17 protein-coding genes and 3 pseudogenes are annotated in these 19962 nt (G+C 60.3%); 16 read left to right on the plus strand and 4 right to left on the minus strand.

The features are described from left to right. Positions 1–215: 215 nt before the first annotated feature. The 4 genes and pseudogenes from ASD00_RS41300 to ASD00_RS18185 all read left to right on the plus strand — a co-directional run. Positions 216–452, plus strand: a 237-nt coding sequence (locus ASD00_RS41300) for a helix-turn-helix domain-containing protein (RefSeq protein ID WP_210173874.1), incomplete at its 3' end; no start/stop codon positions are given. 1 nt (position 453) lies between these two features. After that, positions 454–1339: pseudogene (locus tag ASD00_RS18180) on the plus strand (IS30 family transposase); the annotation flags it as partial. Between the two features lie 125 nt (positions 1340–1464). Then, positions 1465–1598: pseudogene (locus ASD00_RS40150) on the plus strand (ISNCY family transposase); the annotation flags it as partial. 2 nt (positions 1599–1600) lie between these two features. Further along, positions 1601–2564: pseudogene (locus ASD00_RS18185) on the plus strand (IS30 family transposase); the annotation flags it as partial. Positions 2565–2656: 92 nt separating this feature from the next. Here ASD00_RS18185 and ASD00_RS18190 read toward each other — a convergent pair. Continuing rightward, positions 2657–3610 (minus strand): fatty acid desaturase, encoded by a 954-nt coding sequence (locus tag ASD00_RS18190; RefSeq protein WP_057208073.1) that lies wholly within the window; start codon positions 3608–3610, stop codon positions 2657–2659. 248 nt (positions 3611–3858) lie between these two features. Between ASD00_RS18190 and ASD00_RS18195 the strand changes: the two genes are divergently transcribed. The 5 genes from ASD00_RS18195 to ASD00_RS18215 are packed head-to-tail and all read left to right on the plus strand — an operon-like array spanning position 3859 to position 9216. Beyond that, a complete protein-coding gene (locus ASD00_RS18195; RefSeq protein ID WP_057207946.1) occupies positions 3859–5421 on the plus strand; it encodes an ABC transporter substrate-binding protein in 1563 nt (520 codons plus the stop codon). A gap of 42 nt (positions 5422–5463) precedes the next feature. Next, complete coding sequence (locus ASD00_RS18200; RefSeq protein ID WP_057207948.1) at positions 5464–6438, plus strand: ABC transporter permease; 975 nt, start codon at positions 5464–5466, stop codon at positions 6436–6438. Between the two features lie 2 nt (positions 6439–6440). Beyond that, positions 6441–7274, plus strand: a complete 834-nt coding sequence (locus ASD00_RS18205; protein WP_057207950.1) for an ABC transporter permease — start codon at positions 6441–6443, stop codon at positions 7272–7274. Continuing rightward, on the plus strand, positions 7271–8245 hold the full coding sequence (locus tag ASD00_RS18210; protein WP_057207952.1) for an ABC transporter ATP-binding protein: 975 nt from the start codon (positions 7271–7273) through the stop codon (positions 8243–8245). The genes ASD00_RS18205 and ASD00_RS18210 overlap by 4 nt, the downstream gene beginning before the upstream one ends. Next, positions 8245–9216 (plus strand): oligopeptide/dipeptide ABC transporter ATP-binding protein, encoded by a 972-nt coding sequence (locus ASD00_RS18215; RefSeq protein WP_057207954.1) that lies wholly within the window; start codon positions 8245–8247, stop codon positions 9214–9216. Before ASD00_RS18210 ends, ASD00_RS18215 begins: the two co-directional genes overlap by 1 nt. Here the strand turns inward: ASD00_RS18215 and ASD00_RS18220 are convergent. Continuing rightward, a complete protein-coding gene (locus ASD00_RS18220; RefSeq protein WP_057207956.1) occupies positions 9198–10004 on the minus strand; it encodes a PhnD/SsuA/transferrin family substrate-binding protein in 807 nt (268 codons plus the stop codon). The genes ASD00_RS18215 and ASD00_RS18220 overlap by 19 nt on opposite strands. A gap of 92 nt (positions 10005–10096) precedes the next feature. Between ASD00_RS18220 and ASD00_RS18225 the strand changes: the two genes are divergently transcribed. Together ASD00_RS18225 and ASD00_RS18230 are read left to right on the plus strand one after the other, a co-directional pair. Continuing rightward, entirely contained in the window at positions 10097–11713 is a 1617-nt protein-coding gene (locus ASD00_RS18225) for an FAD-binding protein (protein WP_057207958.1), read from the plus strand. Further along, positions 11713–12033, plus strand: coding sequence for a ferredoxin family protein (locus ASD00_RS18230; protein WP_057207959.1), 321 nt, complete (start codon positions 11713–11715; stop codon positions 12031–12033). The genes ASD00_RS18225 and ASD00_RS18230 overlap by 1 nt, the downstream gene beginning before the upstream one ends. A 229-nt stretch (positions 12034–12262) precedes the next feature. Here ASD00_RS18230 and ASD00_RS18235 read toward each other — a convergent pair whose 3' ends face one another. After that, positions 12263–13234: an ornithine cyclodeaminase family protein gene (locus ASD00_RS18235; RefSeq protein WP_057207960.1), complete on the minus strand. Its 972-nt coding sequence runs from the start codon at positions 13232–13234 to the stop codon at positions 12263–12265. Positions 13235–13358: 124 nt separating this feature from the next. Then, the gene (gene speB, locus ASD00_RS18240; RefSeq protein ID WP_057207962.1) at positions 13359–14420 is read right to left on the minus strand and encodes an agmatinase; all 1062 of its coding nucleotides are present in this window, start codon (positions 14418–14420) and stop codon (positions 13359–13361) included. Positions 14421–14786: 366 nt separating this feature from the next. On the opposite strand from speB, the gene ASD00_RS18245 reads away from it, so the two are divergent. The 5 genes from ASD00_RS18245 (at position 14787) to ASD00_RS18265 (ending at position 19816) form a co-directional block, all read left to right on the plus strand. Beyond that, complete coding sequence (locus ASD00_RS18245) at positions 14787–15863, plus strand: extracellular solute-binding protein (RefSeq protein ID WP_057207964.1); 1077 nt, start codon at positions 14787–14789, stop codon at positions 15861–15863. A 92-nt stretch (positions 15864–15955) separates the two neighbouring features. Next, a complete protein-coding gene (locus ASD00_RS18250) occupies positions 15956–16840 on the plus strand; it encodes an ABC transporter permease (RefSeq protein ID WP_057207966.1) in 885 nt (294 codons plus the stop codon). Beyond that, positions 16837–17676, plus strand: a complete 840-nt coding sequence (locus ASD00_RS18255; RefSeq protein ID WP_057207968.1) for an ABC transporter permease — start codon at positions 16837–16839, stop codon at positions 17674–17676. The genes ASD00_RS18250 and ASD00_RS18255 overlap by 4 nt, the downstream gene beginning before the upstream one ends. 10 nt (positions 17677–17686) lie before the next feature. Next, positions 17687–18754, plus strand: a complete 1068-nt coding sequence (locus ASD00_RS18260; protein ID WP_025428789.1) for an ABC transporter ATP-binding protein — start codon at positions 17687–17689, stop codon at positions 18752–18754. A 201-nt stretch (positions 18755–18955) separates the two neighbouring features. Further along, a complete protein-coding gene (locus tag ASD00_RS18265; protein ID WP_025428788.1) occupies positions 18956–19816 on the plus strand; it encodes a LysR substrate-binding domain-containing protein in 861 nt (286 codons plus the stop codon). Positions 19817–19962 lie beyond the last annotated feature (146 nt).

Here is a 19962-nt window from a genome sequence, read left to right on the forward strand (position 1 = left end):
CCAGCCGGTCCGGTCGGGGGCTTGCCTCAGCGCCAGTGGAGATGTCGAGTGTCGCATGTCTAAATGGCTGACGACGCGCCGCCCAAAGTGACATTTCTACTTTGCGCCAACGTGGACAGTTCAACCTTGCTGCCACAGTTGTTGTAGCCGGGTACATTCTATTTTCAAGTGCGACATGCCAATGATTTCAATGGTTTCCCCTTGGAGATTTTGGGATGTCACGAAGCTATTCGCAGCTGAATCTGGCGGATCGCCGCCGCCTCTATCACTTTGTCGAACGCAAGGTGCCGATCAATGAAATGGCGCGCCAACTCGGTCGTCACCGTTCCACCATCTATCGCGAGATCAGGCGCAATACATTCCACGATCGCGAACTGCCCGAATACAGCGGCTACTTCCCAACGGTTGCCGACGACATCCGCAAAGAGCGGCGGCGGCGTTTGAGGAAGCTGNCATCTATCGCGAGATCAGGCGCAATACATTCCACGATCGCGAACTGCCCGAATACAGCGGCTACTTCCCAACGGTTGCCGACGACATCCGCAAAGAGCGGCGGCGGCGTTTGAGGAAGCTGATGCGGCACCCGCAATTGCGCGCACTGGTCATCGAGCAGCTGGAGGCGCTGTGGTCACCGGAACAGATCGCCGGTCGCCTGTTCGCCGATGGCGTGAGCGCCGTCCGCGTCTGCACCGAGACGATCTATCGCTTCATCTATGGCAAGGAAGATCAGGCGCTGGAGCTCTATCAGCATCTGCCAGAAGGCCGTCGCAAGCGCCGCCCGCGCCGCTCCCGCAAACCCCGCGACGGCTCGATCCCGTTGGACTGCAGGATCAGCCAACGCCCTGATTTCATTGCCGATCGGTCTCAGTTCGGCCACTGGGAGGGTGATCTGCTGATCTTCCGGCGCGACCTCGGTGAAGCCAATGTCACCTCGCTGGTCGAGCGCAAGAGCCGCTACACGGTGATGATCAAGAATGGCAGCCGTCACTCTCGTCCGCTCATCGACAAGATCATCGATGCCTTCTCACCGCTACCCGCCTTTGCCCGGCAGAGCTTCACCTTCGACCGTGGTACCGAGTTTCGCGGTTTCAAGGCTTTGGAAGATGGACTCGGCGCCAGGAGCTGGTTTTGCGATCCGAATTCACCGTGGCAGAAAGGCGCGGTCGAGAACACCAACAAGCGCATCCGTCGCTTTGTGCCGAGCGATACGGACCTGTCTGCCGTCAACCAGCCGCAACTGGTCGCCCTCGCCCACCATCTCAATTCACTGCCGAGGAAGTGCCTTGGTTACCGCACGCCCGCCGAAGTCTTCATGGCCCATTTGCGCGAAAGTGGCTAACCCTCTACGCTTCACACGTCATTGTTGCACTTGGATTAGATTCTCCACCGCAAAGTTAAAGTGTCCTGATCCTGCAAAGTAAGAATGTCACTCTCCCCGGGTTTTGATGACCTGGGAGATTGCGGATGGGATTGATTGCGATGAGCGAGCGTGACCTGAGATTTTGTCGAAAGTGACCGCCGGGCGCATGACGTTGGTTTCGGCAGCGCATGTGCTTGGCTTGAGTACCCGCCAGGTGCGTCGTCTGTTGGACCGGATCGGCGCTGGCGATCGGCTGGCATCAGCGTTGACGTAATCGCCGAGAAACTCGGACGACATCGTTCGACGATTTTTCGCGAACTGCGACGCAACGCGTTTGAGGATGAAAAGATGCCGGACCTCAACGGCTATTACTGCGTGACCGCCAACGACATGGCGCGAGAGCGGCGTGCCAAGCTGCGCAAACTTGCCCGGATCTCGCATCTGCCGCCAATCGGTGATCGAGCGCATCATGCATGGTTGGTCGCCGCAACAAATCGCCGGCCGACTGCAGTTGGAGCGCCATCCGATTTCTGTCAGCCATGAGACGATCTACAAGTTCGCCTACTCCGCGGATGGGCATGCGATCAAGCTCTGGCGGCATCTGCCGGAGCACCGCGCCAGACGTCGGCCGCGGCATGCCAGGCGTCGTCATGGCAGGCGGTTCAGCCCGGATGTCAACATTCTCTACCGTCCCGACACCGTTGCTGCGCGCAAGCAGTTCGGTCATTGGGAATGCGATCTCATTCAATTCCGCAAGAAGTTCGGCAAGGCGAATGTGACGTCGCTGGTCGAGCGGGTTAGCCGATTTGCCGTTTTTCTGCGCAACAACGACCGGCAATCACGGCCGGTGATGGATGGGCTGATCCAAGTGCTGCAATCCCTCCCTCACCTCGCCCGTCGCTCGATTACCTTCGATCGCGGCACGGAGTTCACGGACTGGTCTTACTTGCAGGCAAGCATTGGAACACAAACATGGTTCTGCGACCCCCAATCTCCTTGGCAGAAGGGTACCGTTGAAAACACCAACAGGCGGGCAAGGAAATGGCTTTCGAGAGAGGTCGATCCATTGTCTCTCAATGATCGCGATCTCACCGAGATCTGCAATCACCTGAACGCAACGCCACGAAAATGCCTTGGCTACAAAACGCCAGCTGAAGGCGCACGGGCTAGCGTCGCAAAGCCCGCAGGTCGCGGTTCGTCGTGAACTCACAGATGCCTTCCGATCCGGCGATATGTCGCTGGATCACTCCCGCCGCCACGAGAATGCTTTGATCGAAGTCTCTTTTCCCAACCCGTTCATGGATCGCTCCGCTGGCAGTGCCGGGGGTGACGAGGGTCATCGTGTGGTCGTAGCAGGAACCGTCGTGCGACATCCCGATAACCATCGTAGACAAGACCACCGTTGGCCTCGATGAGAATAGTCCTGTATCGACGGTAAAGAAATGGAATCCGGTACCACGGCACGCCGGGACGCTGATGATGCAGCACATGCAAATTGTTGAAGAGGAAGAGCACCCCGAAGAGAGCACTATTCTCAACGATCGCCGTACGCTCATCGTGATTATCTGCATATCGGTGCTCGGCATACGACCGCAATCTGCTGAGTGCCGCACCGAAATAGACGAAGCCAAGAAGATAGAGCCACAGCGGCATATCGCAAATCCAAAACACCCAAGCTGATACAAATGCGACGCCGATGATGTGCCGCGCCCAGATGTACGCTCGCTGGCGGTCACCCTTTAATATCTGCATCGTTTCCTGTGCCAGAAAATTCACGATCATGACGAGCGGCCCGATCGTTAGCCTTCCAAGCAGCGTTGTGTTCCAGGATGCAAGAGCCTTGCCAAGACGGCCCATCGCCTCCCAGGCATTTTGGGTAAAATAGGAGGATTCGGGGTCTTCAATTGGGTCCGTAAGATGCTCGTCTCGATGATGAACCAGATGCTCTTCCCTATAGATCGCGTAGGGCAACCAAAGGGATAATGGCGGCCACCCGATCGCGTCGTTTACAAGACGGTTCCGGGTTGGATGCCCGTGGATGACTTCGTGCTGAAGCGACCCGTGCCAAGCAATCAGCCAGCCACCTAAGCCAAATACTGCAGCCGCGGGCATTGCTTGCCAGAACCAAGTCAAGCCGAAGAAACCACCATAGATGACGAGAGCCAAGGCCACAGTCTGCCATTCAATACGGGCGATGATTGAAAGGGCAGATTGCGAAGGAAGAGTGTCAGACGACAGGTGGCTGGACATGAAGCAGGTTCCGGCAAAGGGGAAAAAGCGATAGATTTCAAGCGCCAATATAAAAGGCCGATGCCTCATGCCGCGCCGCATGGCTTTGCAGCGGAGCCGCGAAAAAAGGAAACCGGTTGCGCAAAAAAGCCGGATCGCAAAATATTTATTCTATGTAATTTATAGATTATTGGCTTTAATCCCTTCATCGAATTGACAGCCGTCCTTTCCACTTTGTGGCCGGGCGCTCATGATTGGAGGGACATTAAATGACATTCCACCCTACACGCCGACAGGTGTTGATCGGCGGCGCTTCTATTGCGACCGTCGTCGCGCTCGGTGGCGTCCATCCCGCCTTCGCCAATACCGATCGCACCAAAATCACCGTGCGCATCGACAAGGACCTTTCCAACTTAGATCCGGCCCACCGCTCCGGCCCGGTCGATCTCAACGTTATCTGGTCCGTGCAACAGGGCCTGATCTCCTTCAAGCCAGGTTCGACCGAGTGGGAGCTCGATGCGGCCGAAGAACTGGAGCAGGTGAACGACACTGAAATCCGCTTCAAGCTGCGCGGCGGCCTCACCTTTACCGACGGCTATGGCGACCTAACGGCCGAGGACGTGAAGTTCTCCTTCGAGCGCTTCATCAATCCCGATGCCGATGGCAAGCCCGTCACCTATGCCAAGGACTGGTCCGCACTCGATCGCGTCGAGGTGACGGGGCCACTCGAAGGCCGCATCATCCTGAAGAACCCGGCGCCGGCGCTTTACACGATCGCGCTAGCCGATGGTTCGGGCCGCATCATCTCGAAGAAGGCTTTCGAAGCGCACGGCAAGGACATCGCTACAAAACTGATTGGTAGCGGTCCTTATGTACTCAAGCAGTGGACCCCGCGCGAGCAATTCGTTCTCGAAATCAACCCAAACTACAAGGGGCCGATCAAGCCGTACTTCCAGCGGATCGTCGGCAAGCCAATCGGCGAACAGAAGACTGCAGAAATCGCCTTCCAGTCCGGCGAGATCGATTTTACTGCCATCGATCCGGAAAGCGGCAAAGCGCTATCTGATCTGCCGGATGCAAGCGTGACGGAAATTCCCGCCATCGACTATGTCTGGTTCGGGCCGAACATCGAGAAGGCACCGTTTGACGATATCCGGGTTCGCCAGGCGATCCGCTACGCCGTCGATATCGAAGCTATCCTGCAGGGCGCCTATTCCGGCATCTATCCGCGTGCCAACGCGCTGCTCGCACCGAACCTGCTCGGCTACTGGAAGGATGCGCCTGTCTATGCCCGCGACCTGGAAAAAGCGCAGAGCCTGCTCGCTGAGGCGGGCCACGCCGATGGCTTCAAGACGAAGCTGACGATCGAAGCCAATGCGCGCTATGAGGCGATCGCCCAGATAATCCAGGCCAATCTTGCCGAAGTCGGTATCGAGGTCGAAATCGAGGCACTGGAGTCCGCAGCCTATTGGGCGCTCGGCGAAAACGATGCCAGCAAGGATCTCGAACTGTCGCTGATCAAATACAACGGCAAGTTCGACCCCGGCTTCCAGACGCAGTGGTTCACGTCAGCACAGGTCGGTCAATGGAACTGGCAGCGTTGGAAGAACACCGATTTCGACGCCCTGCACGAAAAGGGTGGCGTCACCGTCGATCCGGCTGAGCGCGAGAAGATCTACATTGAGGCGCAGAAGCTGCTTGATGAATCCGCAGCCTTCATCTGGATCACCCACAACCTTAACGCTTTCGCTTCCCGGAAGTGGCTGAAACCCGGCGTCCTGCCGAATGGCAACAACTGGCTCTACACGGCCTTTACGGAAGCGACGGCTTGATCCAGTGACTGCGCTTACACGGACAAAACGGGATGCGCCGCGATGAGAAGCGCATCCCTTCAGATTCATCTCACCTTCAAACTGGCGACGGCGCTTCTCGCCGTTGCCGGCTCAGTCGTGCTTCTGATGGCTCTGACGCGGCTGATCCCGGGCGATCCTGCAACCGTGGTCCTTGGTTCGCGCGCAACACCGGAAGCGGTCGCTGCGCTCAACGCCCGCATCGGGCTCGACAAGCCGCTGATCGCGCAGGTGCTCGCCTTCTTCGGTCGGCTCTTCTCCGGCGATCTCGGCGAAGATGTCTTTAATGGTCGGCCGGTTCTTGCCCTCGTTGCCGCCACTCTGCCGAACACGGCGGCGCTTGCGATCTCCGCTATGCTGTGCGCAATCGCCTTCGGTGTGCCGCTCGCCCTGCTCGCTGCCCGCTGTCCGGGTGGCAAGGTCGATCGGCTGATCGCATACCTGAGTGTCGCCTTCATCTCGACGCCAAGCTTCGTCGTGTCGATTTTCCTCCTGATGGTGTTCTCCGTGACCTTCCGCTGGTTTCCAGTTCTGGGTGTGGGCGAAAGCGGGGATCTCAGTGATCAGCTTTGGCATCTCGTGCTTCCGACCACTGCACTCGCTGCTGGCTGGATTGGCTATATCGCTCGCCTTCTACGGTCCTCGCTGCTCGAGGTGCTCGGTGAAAACCATATCCGCACGCTGCGCGCTTATGGCGTTAGCGAAACGGTTATCTTGCTCAAGTATGCGCTGAAGCCAGCAGTACTGCCGACCGTTGCAGTGCTCGGCATGGGGTTTGGCGATCTTCTTGGCGGCGCGGTCTTTGCCGAGGTGATCTTCAACCGCCCTGGCCTCGGCTCGCTGATCTACGACGCCATTCGGACGCGCAACTACCCGGTCGTTCAGGGCGGCGTCTTCGTCATCGTCACTCTATATGTGTTGACGAACCTCATCACTGACCTTGGCCAGAGCCTGATCGATCCGCGCGAGCGCGCGCGCCTCGCCGTGGGGAGACACTAGGGATGGCCGTCCTCTTTGACCTCCCCCGACGTCCAGGCGGCACTTTCGCGCTCATTGCGGTGACGCTTCTTTGTGTGGTCGCGATCGCCGCGCCGCTGATCGCACCTTATGGCCCGAACTCCATCGCGCCCGGCAACCGACTGATGGACCCCTCGCTGCAGCATCTGCTTGGAACGGATCATCTCGGTCGTGACATCCTGAGCCGCCTAATCTACGGCGCGCGGGTGGCGCTCGGCATCTCGCTCTCGGTCATCGCCATTTCCCTGATAATTGGTGTAACCCTCGGGATCGCGGCCGCCCTTTCGCCGCGCGCCGTCGATCTGTTCGTCATCGGCGTCTTCGATATTGTCACCTCGTTTCCGAGCATCATCCTAGCACTGGCGCTGGTCGCCGTATTCGGTCCGGGCCTCGGCAATGTCGTCCTGCTCGTCAGCATCGTCTTTATCCCCCATTTCGGCCGGGTCGCCCGCGCCCAAACAATCGCGATCCGCAACAGCCCGTTCATTGAGGCCGAAAGAGTACTCGGTGCTCAGTCCTGGCGGTTGATCCTTCATCACGTCACGCCAAATATCATCAGCCCAATTTTCGTGCTGGCCTGCATGGACATTCCCGTTGTCATCACCATCGAGGCGGGGCTCAGCTTTCTTGGTCTTGGCGTACGTCCGCCGCTCGCAAGCTGGGGCAATCTGCTCAACGATGGCTATACCTATCTCGACCGGTCGATCTGGCTGGCCACGTTTTCCGGCTTGGTGCTGGTTCTCGCCACTCTCGGCTTCGCGCTCCTGGGCGAAGCTCTGCGTGACTCGCTCGACCCCAAGCTGAGGAAGACCCTATGAAAGACGCCCTCGTCACAATTGAAGGCCTGAACGTATCCTACCGGGGGTCGGGGCGCACGGCTCATATTCTCGATGGTGCGGATATCATCATCGGACGGGGGCAATCGGTGGGTCTCGTCGGCGAAAGCGGCAGTGGCAAATCGACAGTGGCCTTGGCAATGCTTGGGCTGCTTGCCGACGATGCAGAGGTTTCCGCACGCCGCGCTGTGTTCGACGGCCGCGAGACCAACTTCGCCGTGAAGGAAACGGCGGCGCTACGCGGTGCCGATATCTCGATGATTTTCCAGGACCCGATGACGGCGCTCAATCCGATGTTCACCATCGGCACCCAACTCGTCGATATTCAGCGTCGGCGGTTTCCCAAGGAGAGCCGACGGAAGCTCTGGGGTCGGGCTCAAACGATGCTTGCCGATGTTGGTGTGCAAGACGCAGCAGCGCGCATGCGCCGATACCCACACGAGTTTTCCGGCGGTATGCGTCAGCGTGTGGTGATCGCCATGGCGCTTCTGGTCGAGCCGAAACTGCTAATTGCCGATGAGCCGACCACGGCGCTCGATGCGACGATCGAAGCGCAGGTCGTCGAAGTGTTGCACCGGTTGAGACAACGGACGGCCGCGTCCATGCTCATCGTCAGCCACAGCATGGGACTGATCGCCGAACTCTGCGACAGTGTCATCGTGATGTATGCAGGAACGGTGGTGGAAAGCGGGCCCGTACGCGACGTGCTGCATCGTCCGCGACACCCCTACACCCGCGCGCTGCTTGCGTGCGAGGTCAATCCCTACGCCGCCTTCCACCCGTCGCAGGACCTCGCGACGATCCCGGGCAACGTCCCCGATCCCGCCCGCCGACCTGAAGGCTGCATCTTCGCCGGCCGCTGTTCCTCCCGCCACAACCGTTGCAGCGACAAGCCGCCCCGCCGGCAGGCGGACAGCGGACAGGCCTACTCCTGCTGGTTGGAGGCTGCCTGATGACCCCTACGGCACTCATCCTGAAGGATGCTGTCGTCCGCTACGATCGGTTGACGGCAGTCGATGGCGTCTCGCTGGAGCTGCGACGCGGCGAGACCCTGGGTCTCGTCGGGGAGAGCGGCTGCGGAAAGTCGTCTGTCGCCCGCGCGATCGTGGGGCTTCAGCCGCTTGCGGCCGGTAAGCTGACGATCGAGGGCGAGACGCTGCAGGATTTGACCAGTCGGCGCCGCAGCGATCTGCAGCGCAGGATCCAGCTGCTGTTTCAAGACCCGGCCGCCTCACTTTCTCCGCGTATGACGGTGCACTCCTTGCTTGCCGAGCCGCTGAAAATCAGAAAGGTACACACGCCCGAAAGCTGGGCGCGGATATCGGCGCTGGCGGAAGGCATCGGTCTTGGCGAACAGCTTCTGTCGCGCTATCCGCATCAACTGAGCGGCGGACAGGCGCGGCGCGTGGCGCTCGTGCGGGCACTTGCGGCCGAACCGTCGATCATCGTTGCCGACGAACCAACGGCCGGTCTCGACATTTCCATCCAAGGCGAGCTTCTGAACCTTCTGCGGGCACTGAGAGATCGTCTCAGCCTCAGCTACTTGCTCATCTCCCACAATCTCAATGTAGTCGGCCGCGTGACCGATCGTGTGGCGGTAATGTATCTCGGCCAAATTGTCGAAAGCGGGCCGACGGCCGCATTATTTCGCGATCCCGCGCACCCCTATACACAGGCACTGCTCTCGGCCAACCTCACGCTCGATCCCGGTCGCCGACGCGTGCGCATTGTGCTCTCGGGCGAGCTTCCTAGCCCGAGCAACCCGCCCTCCGGGTGCCGCTTCCACAAGCGTTGTCCACTGGCAAAGCCGAGATGCGTCGGCGAAGCACCCACCCTTCAGGCCGGAGCGGATGGACGTAGCGTCGCATGCCACTTCCCGCTCACCGCAGAAGCCATCGTCCTGCCTCAGGCGATAGCGGGATAACCATGACGCACAGCATCCCGATCAAATTCCGCCAACCTTTCGTAGTCGGCATCACCCAGCAGGCTGATCCCGCGCAGCGAAAGCGTGTCGCAGACATCGGCGACCTCCGGATCGGCTATCGTCTCCGCCAAGGCGCGGCGCAGAACCGCCAGGTCCTTGGTCGGCGTTCCGGCGGCCGTGATAAAGGGCAGGCCCGGTCCCTTGGCGGTCTCCGCAAGGATGCGAACACCGGCGACACGATCAGGGTCGAATCGCAGAGTATTGCCGAAGGTCACGCAGTCGATCGCCGCAACATCCGCCTCCCCGCTCGATACCGCGTCGATGCTCGCCCGATGGCCTCCGGTTTCCAACACGGAAGAAAAGAACCGTCCTTTAATGGCATGGCGCGCTACGAATGCGCGGAACAGATTATAGCCCGAATTGCTGCCGGGCTCGTTGATTGCGGCTCGCATGCCTCGCAATTCTTCAATCGACTGTGCCGACGACCCGGCATTGACGATGATGAAACTGCACTTGAGCGGTCCGTCGCAGCCCGGCAATCCGTAGACGGGCGACGCCACAAGTTGCACCTTTCCGCGCAGATGCTGGACGTAGGGATATCCGCAGGTCTGGCCGAACAGCAGGTCGGGTCGAAGCCAGGCTTCGTCATAACGCACATCGTCGTTCAACGTTGCCGGGGCATCGAGCCCATTGGCACGAATGCGTGCGCCCAACGCGCCCCAGAACAGCCGCGTCGCCTCCTGAACCGGCGGCGGGCTGACGTACATGGCGAGGCTGGCAAGCGACATCTAATGAAACTCCCAAAAACACAAGTGCTAAAATCTATGCAATGCATAGATTTAAACCGCAACGAAATTTGTTCGGTGAAAGGATCCCAGCGATGAGCTTACCTCCGCAGGAAGCCCACTCCGCCATCTCTTCCACAAGCGAGATCATCAGCGACGTGCTGGTCATCGGCGGCGGCCCCGCAGGGTGCTGGGCAGCGCTGGAGGCAGCTAGCACCAAGGCCAGAGTCGTGCTGGTCGACAAGGGCTATTGCGGTAGCTCCGGCGCAACGGCTTCCGCCGGCACCCAGATCTGGTATGTACCGCCGGACCCGGCCGAGCGGGAAGCGGCCATGGCGAGCCGCGAGGCCATGGGCGGCTATCTCTCCGAGCGTGCCTGGATGGTGCCCGTTCTCGAGAAGACCTTCGAAAGCGTCAACCGCCTGGCCGACTGGGGTTACCCCTTCCCCAGTGATGACAAAGGCGAACAGCAGCGCATTTCGGTCCAGGGACCGGAATATATGCGGCTGTTGCGACGCCGAGTGAAGAATGCGGGCGTCACCATTCTCGATCATCATCCAGCAACGCAGCTCCTGACAGATGGCGGGGCTGTCGTCGGGGCAAGCGGACTGCGCCGGCAGGAAGGAGGACAGTGGACGGTCCGGGCAGGCGCTGTTGTGCTTGCAGCAGGCGGCTGTGCCTTCATGAGCAAAGCGCTCGGCTGTGACGTACTGACCGGTGACGGTTACCTGATGGGGGTCGAGGCCGGTGCGGAACTCTCGGGCATGGAGTTCTCATCTGCGTATGCCATATCGCCGGCCTTTGCGTCGATCACCAAGACGGCGCTATACCGCTTCGGGCAGTTCTACCGCAAGGACCATAGTCTGATCGACGGCGCAGGCTCCGCCCGCGGACGCTCAATCATTGCCCGCACGCTCCTGTCCGAACCCGTCTACGCGCGCCTCGATCTTGCCGAAACCGACGAGGTCAAGGCGATCCTGCGCCGCGCCCAGCCGAATTTCTTCGTACCCTTCGACCGCCGTGGCATAGACCCTTTCACGGAGTTCTTCGAGGTGAAGTTGCGTCTTGAGGGTACGGTTCGCGGCACCGGTGGGCTACGGCTGACCGGGCTCGACTGCGCAACCACTGCGCCCGGCCTTTATGCCGCCGGCGACAACGCCACCCGCGAGCCTATCTGCGGCGGTTTTACCGGCGGCGGCAGCCACAATGCTGCCTGGGCGATCTCCACCGGCTCTTTTGCCGGCGCGGCGGCCGCAGCCTTCGCGCGGGGTAGAGCCAATGTGTCTCATACTCATGTTGCCCGGCCCGCAGCCTGGGCTAGCAAAAACGCGATTACCGCTGATCCGCAAACCATCATCAGGGCGGTACAGGATGCGGTCTTTCCGCTCAACATCAACTATTTCCGGACACATACCGGGCTGTCGGCAGCGCTGGAGCGGCTCGACCAGCTGTGGCAAGAGATCGCCGACGCTACGGCCGCGGACGAGAGCCAGGTGCTACCACTGCGCCAGGCACAGGCAATGACCGCCACCGCTCGCTTCATGTATCGCGCCGCCCTGGCGCGTACGGAAACGCGCGGCATGCACCGCCGCGACGATTTCCCAAATCAGGACCCAGAACAACGTTACCGGCTGGTCGTATGCGGCCTCAACACAATCACAATCCGGACGGAACCGGTAAAACCAAGCGACTACAAGGAGGCTGCAGAATAATGATCGAGGTACTGGATAGTGACACCTGCACGGACTGCAATCTCTGCGTCCAGGTCTGCCCGACCAACGTTTTCCAGGTCATGCCGTACGGCCCGCCCCGTATCCTGCGGCAGGAGGCCTGCCAGACTTGCTTCATGTGCGAGCTTTATTGTCCCGTGGACGCGCTCTACGTCGATCCGGACGCCGAGGCAGTGCATGGACTGACGGTCGATGTCGTGCGCAAAAGCAATCTCTTCGGCAGCTACAGGAGGGCCATCGGCTGGCACAAGGACACCCGTCATCAACGTCACATCGACGATCATTACAGATTGCCTCAATAGCCTACCGCTCTGGAATCAAACCTCCCGGTCGAGGGCGAACGCCTGACCAAAGCGCACCGGTGTTTGCCGCGGTCCATGGCGCGATCGAGAACCTGAAGACAATTGCCGGGCCGTAAAGCTCGATGTCACCCGCGTCCGCGACACGGGCGCCCCCATATCAGCGCAAGCCGGCCCAGCGATCGTGGCAGGGCAATACCTCGCAGCCGCGGATGGGTCGATCGCAAGCCACTCAGCTGTTGGCGGACGCAGTCTCATACACCATCGTCGCGGCGGCTAGATCCGCCAAGGCGGTTCCTACTGCCTTGTAGAGCGTGATCTCCTCGTTCGAGGTTCTTGCCGTCACATCGCGGCGGCACAATTCGTCGAGCGTCGCGCGTACCATGGCCTCCGAAAACAGGCCCGCCTTGACGGGCTGAACCAGGTCTCCGGCTTCATGTAGGGCCTCATGCGTGTCGATGTAGACCGAAGACCGCCGCACAGCATCGTCATCAGCCTCACGCATCGCGGGCGTAAAGCCACCGATGAGGTCCACATGAGTGCCGGGACGCAGCCACTGGCCCCTGATGATCGGCTGGGTTGCCAAGGTTGCTGCGCTTACGACATCGGCGGCACGCACCGATGCTTCAAGATCCGAGACGACGGAGGTTCGGAGCCCCTGTTGTGCAAGGCTGTCCGCCAATCGCGCCGCGTTTCCCGCGTCGATATCCCAGATGTCCACGTGCTCGATCTGCCGGACGGCGCGATAGGCGTCCGGGATCAGGCTTGCCACCCGGCCGGCGCCGATCACCAGCAGGCGTTTGGCGTCCTTCCGGGCGAGATAGTCTGCAGCAAGCGCCGATGCTGCCACTGTTCTGCGCGCCGTGATCGTGTTTCCATCAATGAGCGCTCGCTGCGTACCGGTTCGCCCGTCGTAAAGAATGTAGGTCGAGGTCAGGCCGGCAATGCCGCGGGCGGTATTCCCGGGAAACACGGTGACGATCTTGAAGCCGAGATAGCGCGCCGGTCGCTGTGCGTCATGCCAGGCGGGCATCAACAGCAGTGTCGCATCCGGTTCCCCGTCGTTTGCGATGGTGTGATGGTGGCGAACCGGCACGACGCAGCGCTCGGCAAAGGACCGCCGCAGGGTATCGATCAAGGCGCCGAATGGGAGCAGTGCAGCGGTCGCCTGGGCGTCGAGGATGCGAACTGGCGCGTCAGTCATGGAAACAACCTTCCGAAAATAGGTCGGCCGTCATGCGGCCGAAGAGGTGAAATCTGCTGGGCCGGACGCAGCCGGCATCCGAGCCGGCACAACCAGTTTTTTGTGCTGCGGCCCGGAGTGGCCGTTAACGCCTGTTCACCCTTGCGGACGGGCTGAACATCGCCAGGCATAGAAGTTCGAACAACACCTGCGCTGCGATCTGCGCGGTATTGGTGGTCGCGTCATATTGCGGCGCAATTTCCACCACGTCGCCACCGACTAGATTGATACCCTTGAAGCCCCTGAGCATCGTCAGCACTTCCCGTGGCTGCAGCCCGCCGACTTCGGGCGTACCTGTACCCGGGGCGAAGGCGGGATCCAGGCTGTCGACATCGAAGCTGACATAGGTGGGGCCGGAGCCGACCACTTCCAAGGCCCTGGCAATCACTGCCTTGATGCCCATCTCGGCAACCTCTTCCGCGTGAATGACGGTCATTCCAGAGGCGAACGAGAATTCCCAAAGATATTCGCCGCCGCCGCGAATGCCGATCTGGATCGTGCGTCGAGGGTCGAGCACACCCGCGAGCACAGCCTCTCGGAAGGGCGCCCCATGATGAAATTTCGACCCTTCATAAGGGCCGGCCGTGTCGCAATGGGCATCGATATGGATCATGCCCACGGGTTCGTGGCCGGCAAGGCCTTTGAGGATGGCGCCGGATATGGAGTGATCTCCGCCCACCGAGAGCGGAATGATTTTCGTGCCCGCAATCATCCGGTAGCAGGCCTCGATGTCGGCATGGCATTCAGCCAGGCCGAACCGGCTGCGCATCGGCACGTCGCCGACATCGGCAACCTTCAGCCGACCCATCGGCGCGACCCGAAGCACATGTTCGTAAGGGCCAACCCGCTCGATTCCACGAACCGCGCGGGGTCCCAGTCGCGCGCCGGCACGGTTGGTCACGCCGAGATCCATCGGCACGCCGATCAGGGCAACGTCAAGCGCCTCCAGGATGTCGGACCGCAGCCCGTTTTCGATGAATGGCGCGTCAAGAAATGTGGCCGGGCCTGCAAATGGCCATTTGCGGCTATCGCCGTCCTTGAAGACGCTGGCCGCAACTTCTCGGAAATGCGGGTCCTGCATTTCACCGCCTGCCGCATTGCCGAAGCGACTTCGCAAGTCTTCCAGAAAATCCCGGTCAATCGTCAAAATAGGCTCCCACGTTTCAACTGTATATTCCTGAAATCGAAACCGATTTGAGGATGAAATTATGCAGCGAATTAAAAGTGTTGCAGCGACCTTGCGCGTCACTTTGGACGCGCGGCGCTGTAACGTCGCAACGACATCATTCGCGTCGGGGAGCGCCTTTTGGAACCTTGAAAATTCATGAGAGCCTATAAGGATCCCTGATAGTCAAAAGTGGCGAGAAGAGTAAAAACGCCGCGCCACACCGCGGCTGACCATTCACGAATCCTTATATCCCGGAGATAATTTTCCCACTACCGCTTCGAACGGCGTCCCCTCAGTCTCCCCGCGATCACAAGGCTGCACAGAAGCGGCCACAAATAAGGGGAACTGATCATGGATATGACACGCCGCCGGTTTATGGGATCCGCTGCTGCGCTCGGGATTGCTGGAACGATGACGGGACTGGCGAGGTCGGCGTTCGCTGCCGGCAGCGAGCTTACCGCCGTCGAATGGGGCGGAGATGTCGTCGAAGCGATGAAGCAGATTGCGGCTGCCCAGGATGCATCGACTTTCAACTGGGTTCTGCATCAGGGCGGCGCGGGCGCAATCCTTCCGAAGATTAAGGCGGTCTGGCCCAACGTCGATTACGACTATGTGGCCGGATGGGAGGGGTCCTTCAACAGCATGGTCAAGGAAGACTGGCTGGAAACCATCAATCCGGCAGACATTCCCAATCTCGCCGACATTCCCGAGAAGATCATCATTCGCGACGGCAAGGGCAACATCAAGGCTGTTCCGCGCGCAGTGGGAGGCATGTATTTCGGTGCACGAACCGACACTGCGCCCATGGTCGTCAAGACCATCGACGATCTCCTGAGCCCCGATCTGAAGGGTGCAATCTGCTGGCCCGGACCGACGCAGAGCATGATGCTGCAGATCGTGGCGCTTGCCTTGCATGCCGGCGGCAGCGAAACCAATATGGAACCCGGCTGGAAGCTGATGCAGGACCTGGCGAAATCGGGCAATATCGGGCGCGTCGCTGTAACCGATATCGATTTTACCAACTCGCTGACATCAGGCGAAACATCGGTCGGCTTCTTCGCCGAGCCGGGCTGGGCTGCCGTGGCGAAAAACTTCCCCGTGACGCGCTTCACCAAGGACAGCAATTTCAAGGCATTCCTCTACCAGAGCGGCTTCGGCGTCATGAAAAACCGGCCCAATACCCGGGCGGCGCTCGACTTCATCAACTTTGCCATCAGCCCGGAAATGAGCTCGCTCTACGCCAAGGTGGCCGGTGAAGCGCCGCTCAACAGCAAGGCGTCCACGCCCGACAACCTCAAGCATCTCGCTTTCACGCCGGAGGAGTTCTCGAGCTTCGTCTATGTGCCGGACTACAACGTCGTCCTCGAGCAGCAGGATGCCTGGTCCAAGCGCTGGGAACAGGACATCGCACCGCTGCTCTAAATCACAGTGCGACAAGATTGCCGGAGGCGCGAAGCGTTCCTTCGGCAATTCTCTTTCGGGGCCCGGAAGGGCGACAAACAGGCTGTCCGATCATGACCAACGCCAGGCAGCAAACCGCTGCAGTTTCAATTCCCGATCGTCGCGATGCGGCCATCACGCTCGCGCCCGCGGTGCTGGTTCTCGCCTTCGGTTTCCTTTCGCCCTTGATCAACCTGGCGATCGAAAGCCTGAAGGAGTTCACCCCGGGACGCGTCGGTTCCGTGGAAAACGCGGCGACGACGGTTCAGAACTACCATGAGCTTGCAAACCAGGCGTTTGCCAATGTCCTGCTGACGACGTTCTGGATCGGCGGCGTGGCGGCGATCGTCGGACAGCTCGTGGCGTTTCCGCTTGCCTATTTCATCGTGCGACGCCTTTCCGCACGCATGCGCACCTTGACACTCGGCTTTCTGATCACGCTTGTGCTGTCGAGCGTCTTGATCAAGACCTATGCGATCGAGCTGACATTCGGCTCGGTCGGCATTCTGCGGCCCTTGCTGCTGACAGTCGGCCTGTCGCCGAACAGTCGTGAATACATCAATATCGTCGTCATCGCGGGGCTGGTGCACTCGATCATACCGGTCGCGACACTGACGCTGATGGGTGCGATGCAGTCCATCGACCCGCGCCTCCTCGACGCCGCCCAATCACTCGGCGCGCCGGGATGGAAGGTGCATCTGTCGATCACGCTTCCGCTCAGCCTTCCGGCCCTCATATCGAGCACGCTTATCTCGCTGACGTTTGCGATCAGCGCCTTTGTCATACCGATGGTTCTCGGGAGGGGCCGCGTCCTCTTCATGTCGAACGTGATCTACACCCGGTTCAGCGATATCGCCAACTACCCGAGCGGGGCGGCGATTTCACTCGTCATGCTCGCCGCAGCCCTGGCGGTGATTTCGGTCATAACGTTGGCGCACGCATGGAAGAGCCCGCGATGAGCACACATTCTCGTACCGCCAGATCCGGCGACCGGGCTGCCAGCGCGCTCGCCTACGGCGTCGTCGGCCTGGGACTGGCCTTTCTCGCAATCCCGCTTGCTATAACCTGCCTGATGGCGTTCGACGCAAGAACATTTCTCGGACCCTTGCCGCCGCCGGCATTGTCGTTGCACTGGTTCGAGCGTCTTGCCTCCCAGGCAGACATTCTTTCGAGCCTTCGCACCAGCCTCGTTCTGGCCGTGCTGACGACGATCCTGTCGGTTTCGATCGGAACCGCTGCCGCCGTTGGCCTTGCACGCGGAGATTTTCCCGGAAAGGCGACCCTGACATCCGCCTTCCTCTCGCCGCTGATCGTTCCGCCCGTCGTCATAGGCTTCGGCTTGCTGCTGTTTCTGTCCAAGGCCGGCATTACCAACGGTATGGCGCGGCTGCTTCTCGGGCACGTGATCGTGACCGTGCCCTATTGCATCAGAACCAGCCTTGCCAGCCTTCTTGGCGCCGACAAACGGTTAACGGAAGCGGCCATGATTCTCGGCGCCACGGAGCGTCAGGCGTTCTGGTCCATTACCATACCGCTGATGAAGACAGGGATCATCACCGGGGCGATCTTTGCCTTCGCCATCTCGATGGACGACGTATCGATCAGCCTTTTCCTGAGTGACCCGTCGGCCACCACCCTGCCCGTTACCCTGGTCAGCAACATGCGGGCCGCTTTCGACCTGACGATCGCGGCAGCTGCTGTGATCCTGATGGCTGTAACGGTGCTGCTGATCGTTGTCCTCGACCGGTTGGTCGGGTTCGACAACGTCGTAGGCCAGGGTCTATTTCGTTCATGAGGACAATACGATGATTTCTGCCGTAGAATTTCAAGGTGTCGGCAAGCGCTTCGGCGAAACCGTCGCGCTGGACAACATTTCGTTTTCGGTGAAGCCCGGCGAGACGATCGCGCTTTTGGGACCGAGCGGTTGCGGCAAGACCACGATCCTTCGTCTCATCGCCGGCTTTGAACGGCCTGACAGCGGCACGATCACCATCGGCGGCAAGTCGATGGCCGGATTGAAGCCGTATGAACGAAATGTCGGTCTGCTGTTCCAGCACTACGCCCTCTTTCCGCACATGACCGTCGAACAGAACATCGGCTTCGGACTTCGTCACCGCGGTCACGCGGCAAACGAGATCCCCGCCCGTGTCGGAGAAATGCTGGAACTCGTGCGGCTGACCGGCTTCGGACATCGCCGTCCGCATCAACTGAGCGGTGGGCAGCAGCAGCGCGTGGCCCTTGCGCGGGCACTCGCGACCCATCCGAGCCTGCTGCTTCTGGATGAGCCGTTGTCCGCGCTTGATGCGAAGTTGAGGCATGAACTGCGCACGGAGCTGAAGGATGTTCTTGCCGCGGTTGGCTCCACGGCGATCGTGGTGACACATGACCAGGAAGAAGCGATGAGCCTCGGCGAGCGCATTTTCGTGATGAGCCGTGGCGAGATCATGCAGTCGGGCAAGCCGGACGATGTCTATTGGCGTCCGAAATCACGTTTCGTCGCGGATTTTATGGGGCGAACGAACTGGATCCGGGGCTCGGTCGTCGCGACCGATGGTGCCGTCTCGAAGTTTCGCTCGGAATCCGGATGGGAGTTTCCGGTCGCCTCGTCACGCGACGGTGCAGCCATGAAGGAGGTTTGCGTCCGTCCGGAGAGTGTCGAGATATCGTCGAGCACCAGGGACGCTGCGGCGAGAGGCATGGCTGGACGCGTCGCGGACGTCGTTACGCTCGGCGCTTTCCGACATGTGTCCGTTGAGCTTTCCAGCGGCGACCGGGTCATTTCCGCTTGTGCGAACCGCCCGGACATTTCCTTCGAACGGGGGCAAGAGATCAGCATTTCCATGCCGCCGCAGGCCTGCGTCCTGTTTGCATGATGGTCTCGACCTGAGCGGGCGGGCAGCGATTGTGTTGCCTGCCCCGCTGGTCGCGCCCTGTTGCGCCCGGCTTACGGATCGTTCAATGTCCGATCCAGCTGCCGATGTCGCCATTTGGCGAACCCGTCCGCGTTCCGGATGCGGAAGCCCAAGACGTCTTCGGTCCGCACTCATCAACAGCGGCGAAAGCACGGTGCTTCCATGCTCGATCTCGACTCTTATTTGCTCCGGGCGTTCCTGACCGTCGCGGAAATAGGAACCGTCAACGGCGCGGCCGCAAAACTGCATCGCACGCAGGCTGCAGTCAGCATGCAGATTCGCAAGCTCGAAGAACTCGTCGGTGTCACGCTTTTCTCCCGGTCGTCCAAGGGACTGGAGCTCACGTCCCATGGTCAGATCATGGTTGCCTATGCGCGTGAAATCGTCCTGCTCAGCGACGAAGTTGGCCGCAGACTGACGGGCAAGGTGATCGAGGGGCGGATCCGCCTCGGCGTCGTCGAGGATTTCGCCGCCAGCCGGCTGATCGACATCCTACGCGACTTCAGGGATCAGAATCCCAAGGTCGAGATCGACATTATCGTCGAGCCGAATCGCCGTCTGGCGGAGATGTTCGAAGACGGAAAGCTGGATGTCGCGGTCTGCGACATCGCCTGCCTTGGCCGAAAGCCAATTCTGATCTGGACCGAATACCTGATGTGGGCCGTCAGATCTGACTTCGTCGTCGACGCAAGCCAGCCGCTCCCGCTCATCATGTTCGACGACAGCTGCCCCTGGAATGTTCAGGCGATCGCGACCTTGTCCCAAAGAAACATAAAATGGAAAACCGCGTGCGTTGCCTCCACGCTGGTGGCGATGGCAACGGCCGTGCGGGTCGGCATCGGGATTGGCCCGATGATTTCTGCGACGATTCCGGATGGATGTCGCGCACTCGACAAGTCGAGTGACCTGCCGACCGCTGTCCGGATCGAGATCGGCTTCTACGCGCAATCGGACGTGTCCGAGGGCGTTCGCTATCTGGTCGAATTTGTGTCCCGCCATACGGCAATGGGTGACCGCCCTTAATCTCCATTCTGAGACGACTTCGGGAGAAACATCTGTAAGACCCTGAAATACTAGTTCGCCGCCCAACGCCTTCGGCTCAGGCTAGCCTCGGAGGAGGACAGACTCGAGAGCGAAATGGTCAATTCTGGGCATTTCTGGGCCTACAA

Source organism: Ensifer sp. Root31, from assembly GCF_001424825.1.
GTDB classification, from domain to species: Bacteria; Pseudomonadota; Alphaproteobacteria; order Rhizobiales; family Rhizobiaceae; genus Ensifer; species Ensifer canadensis.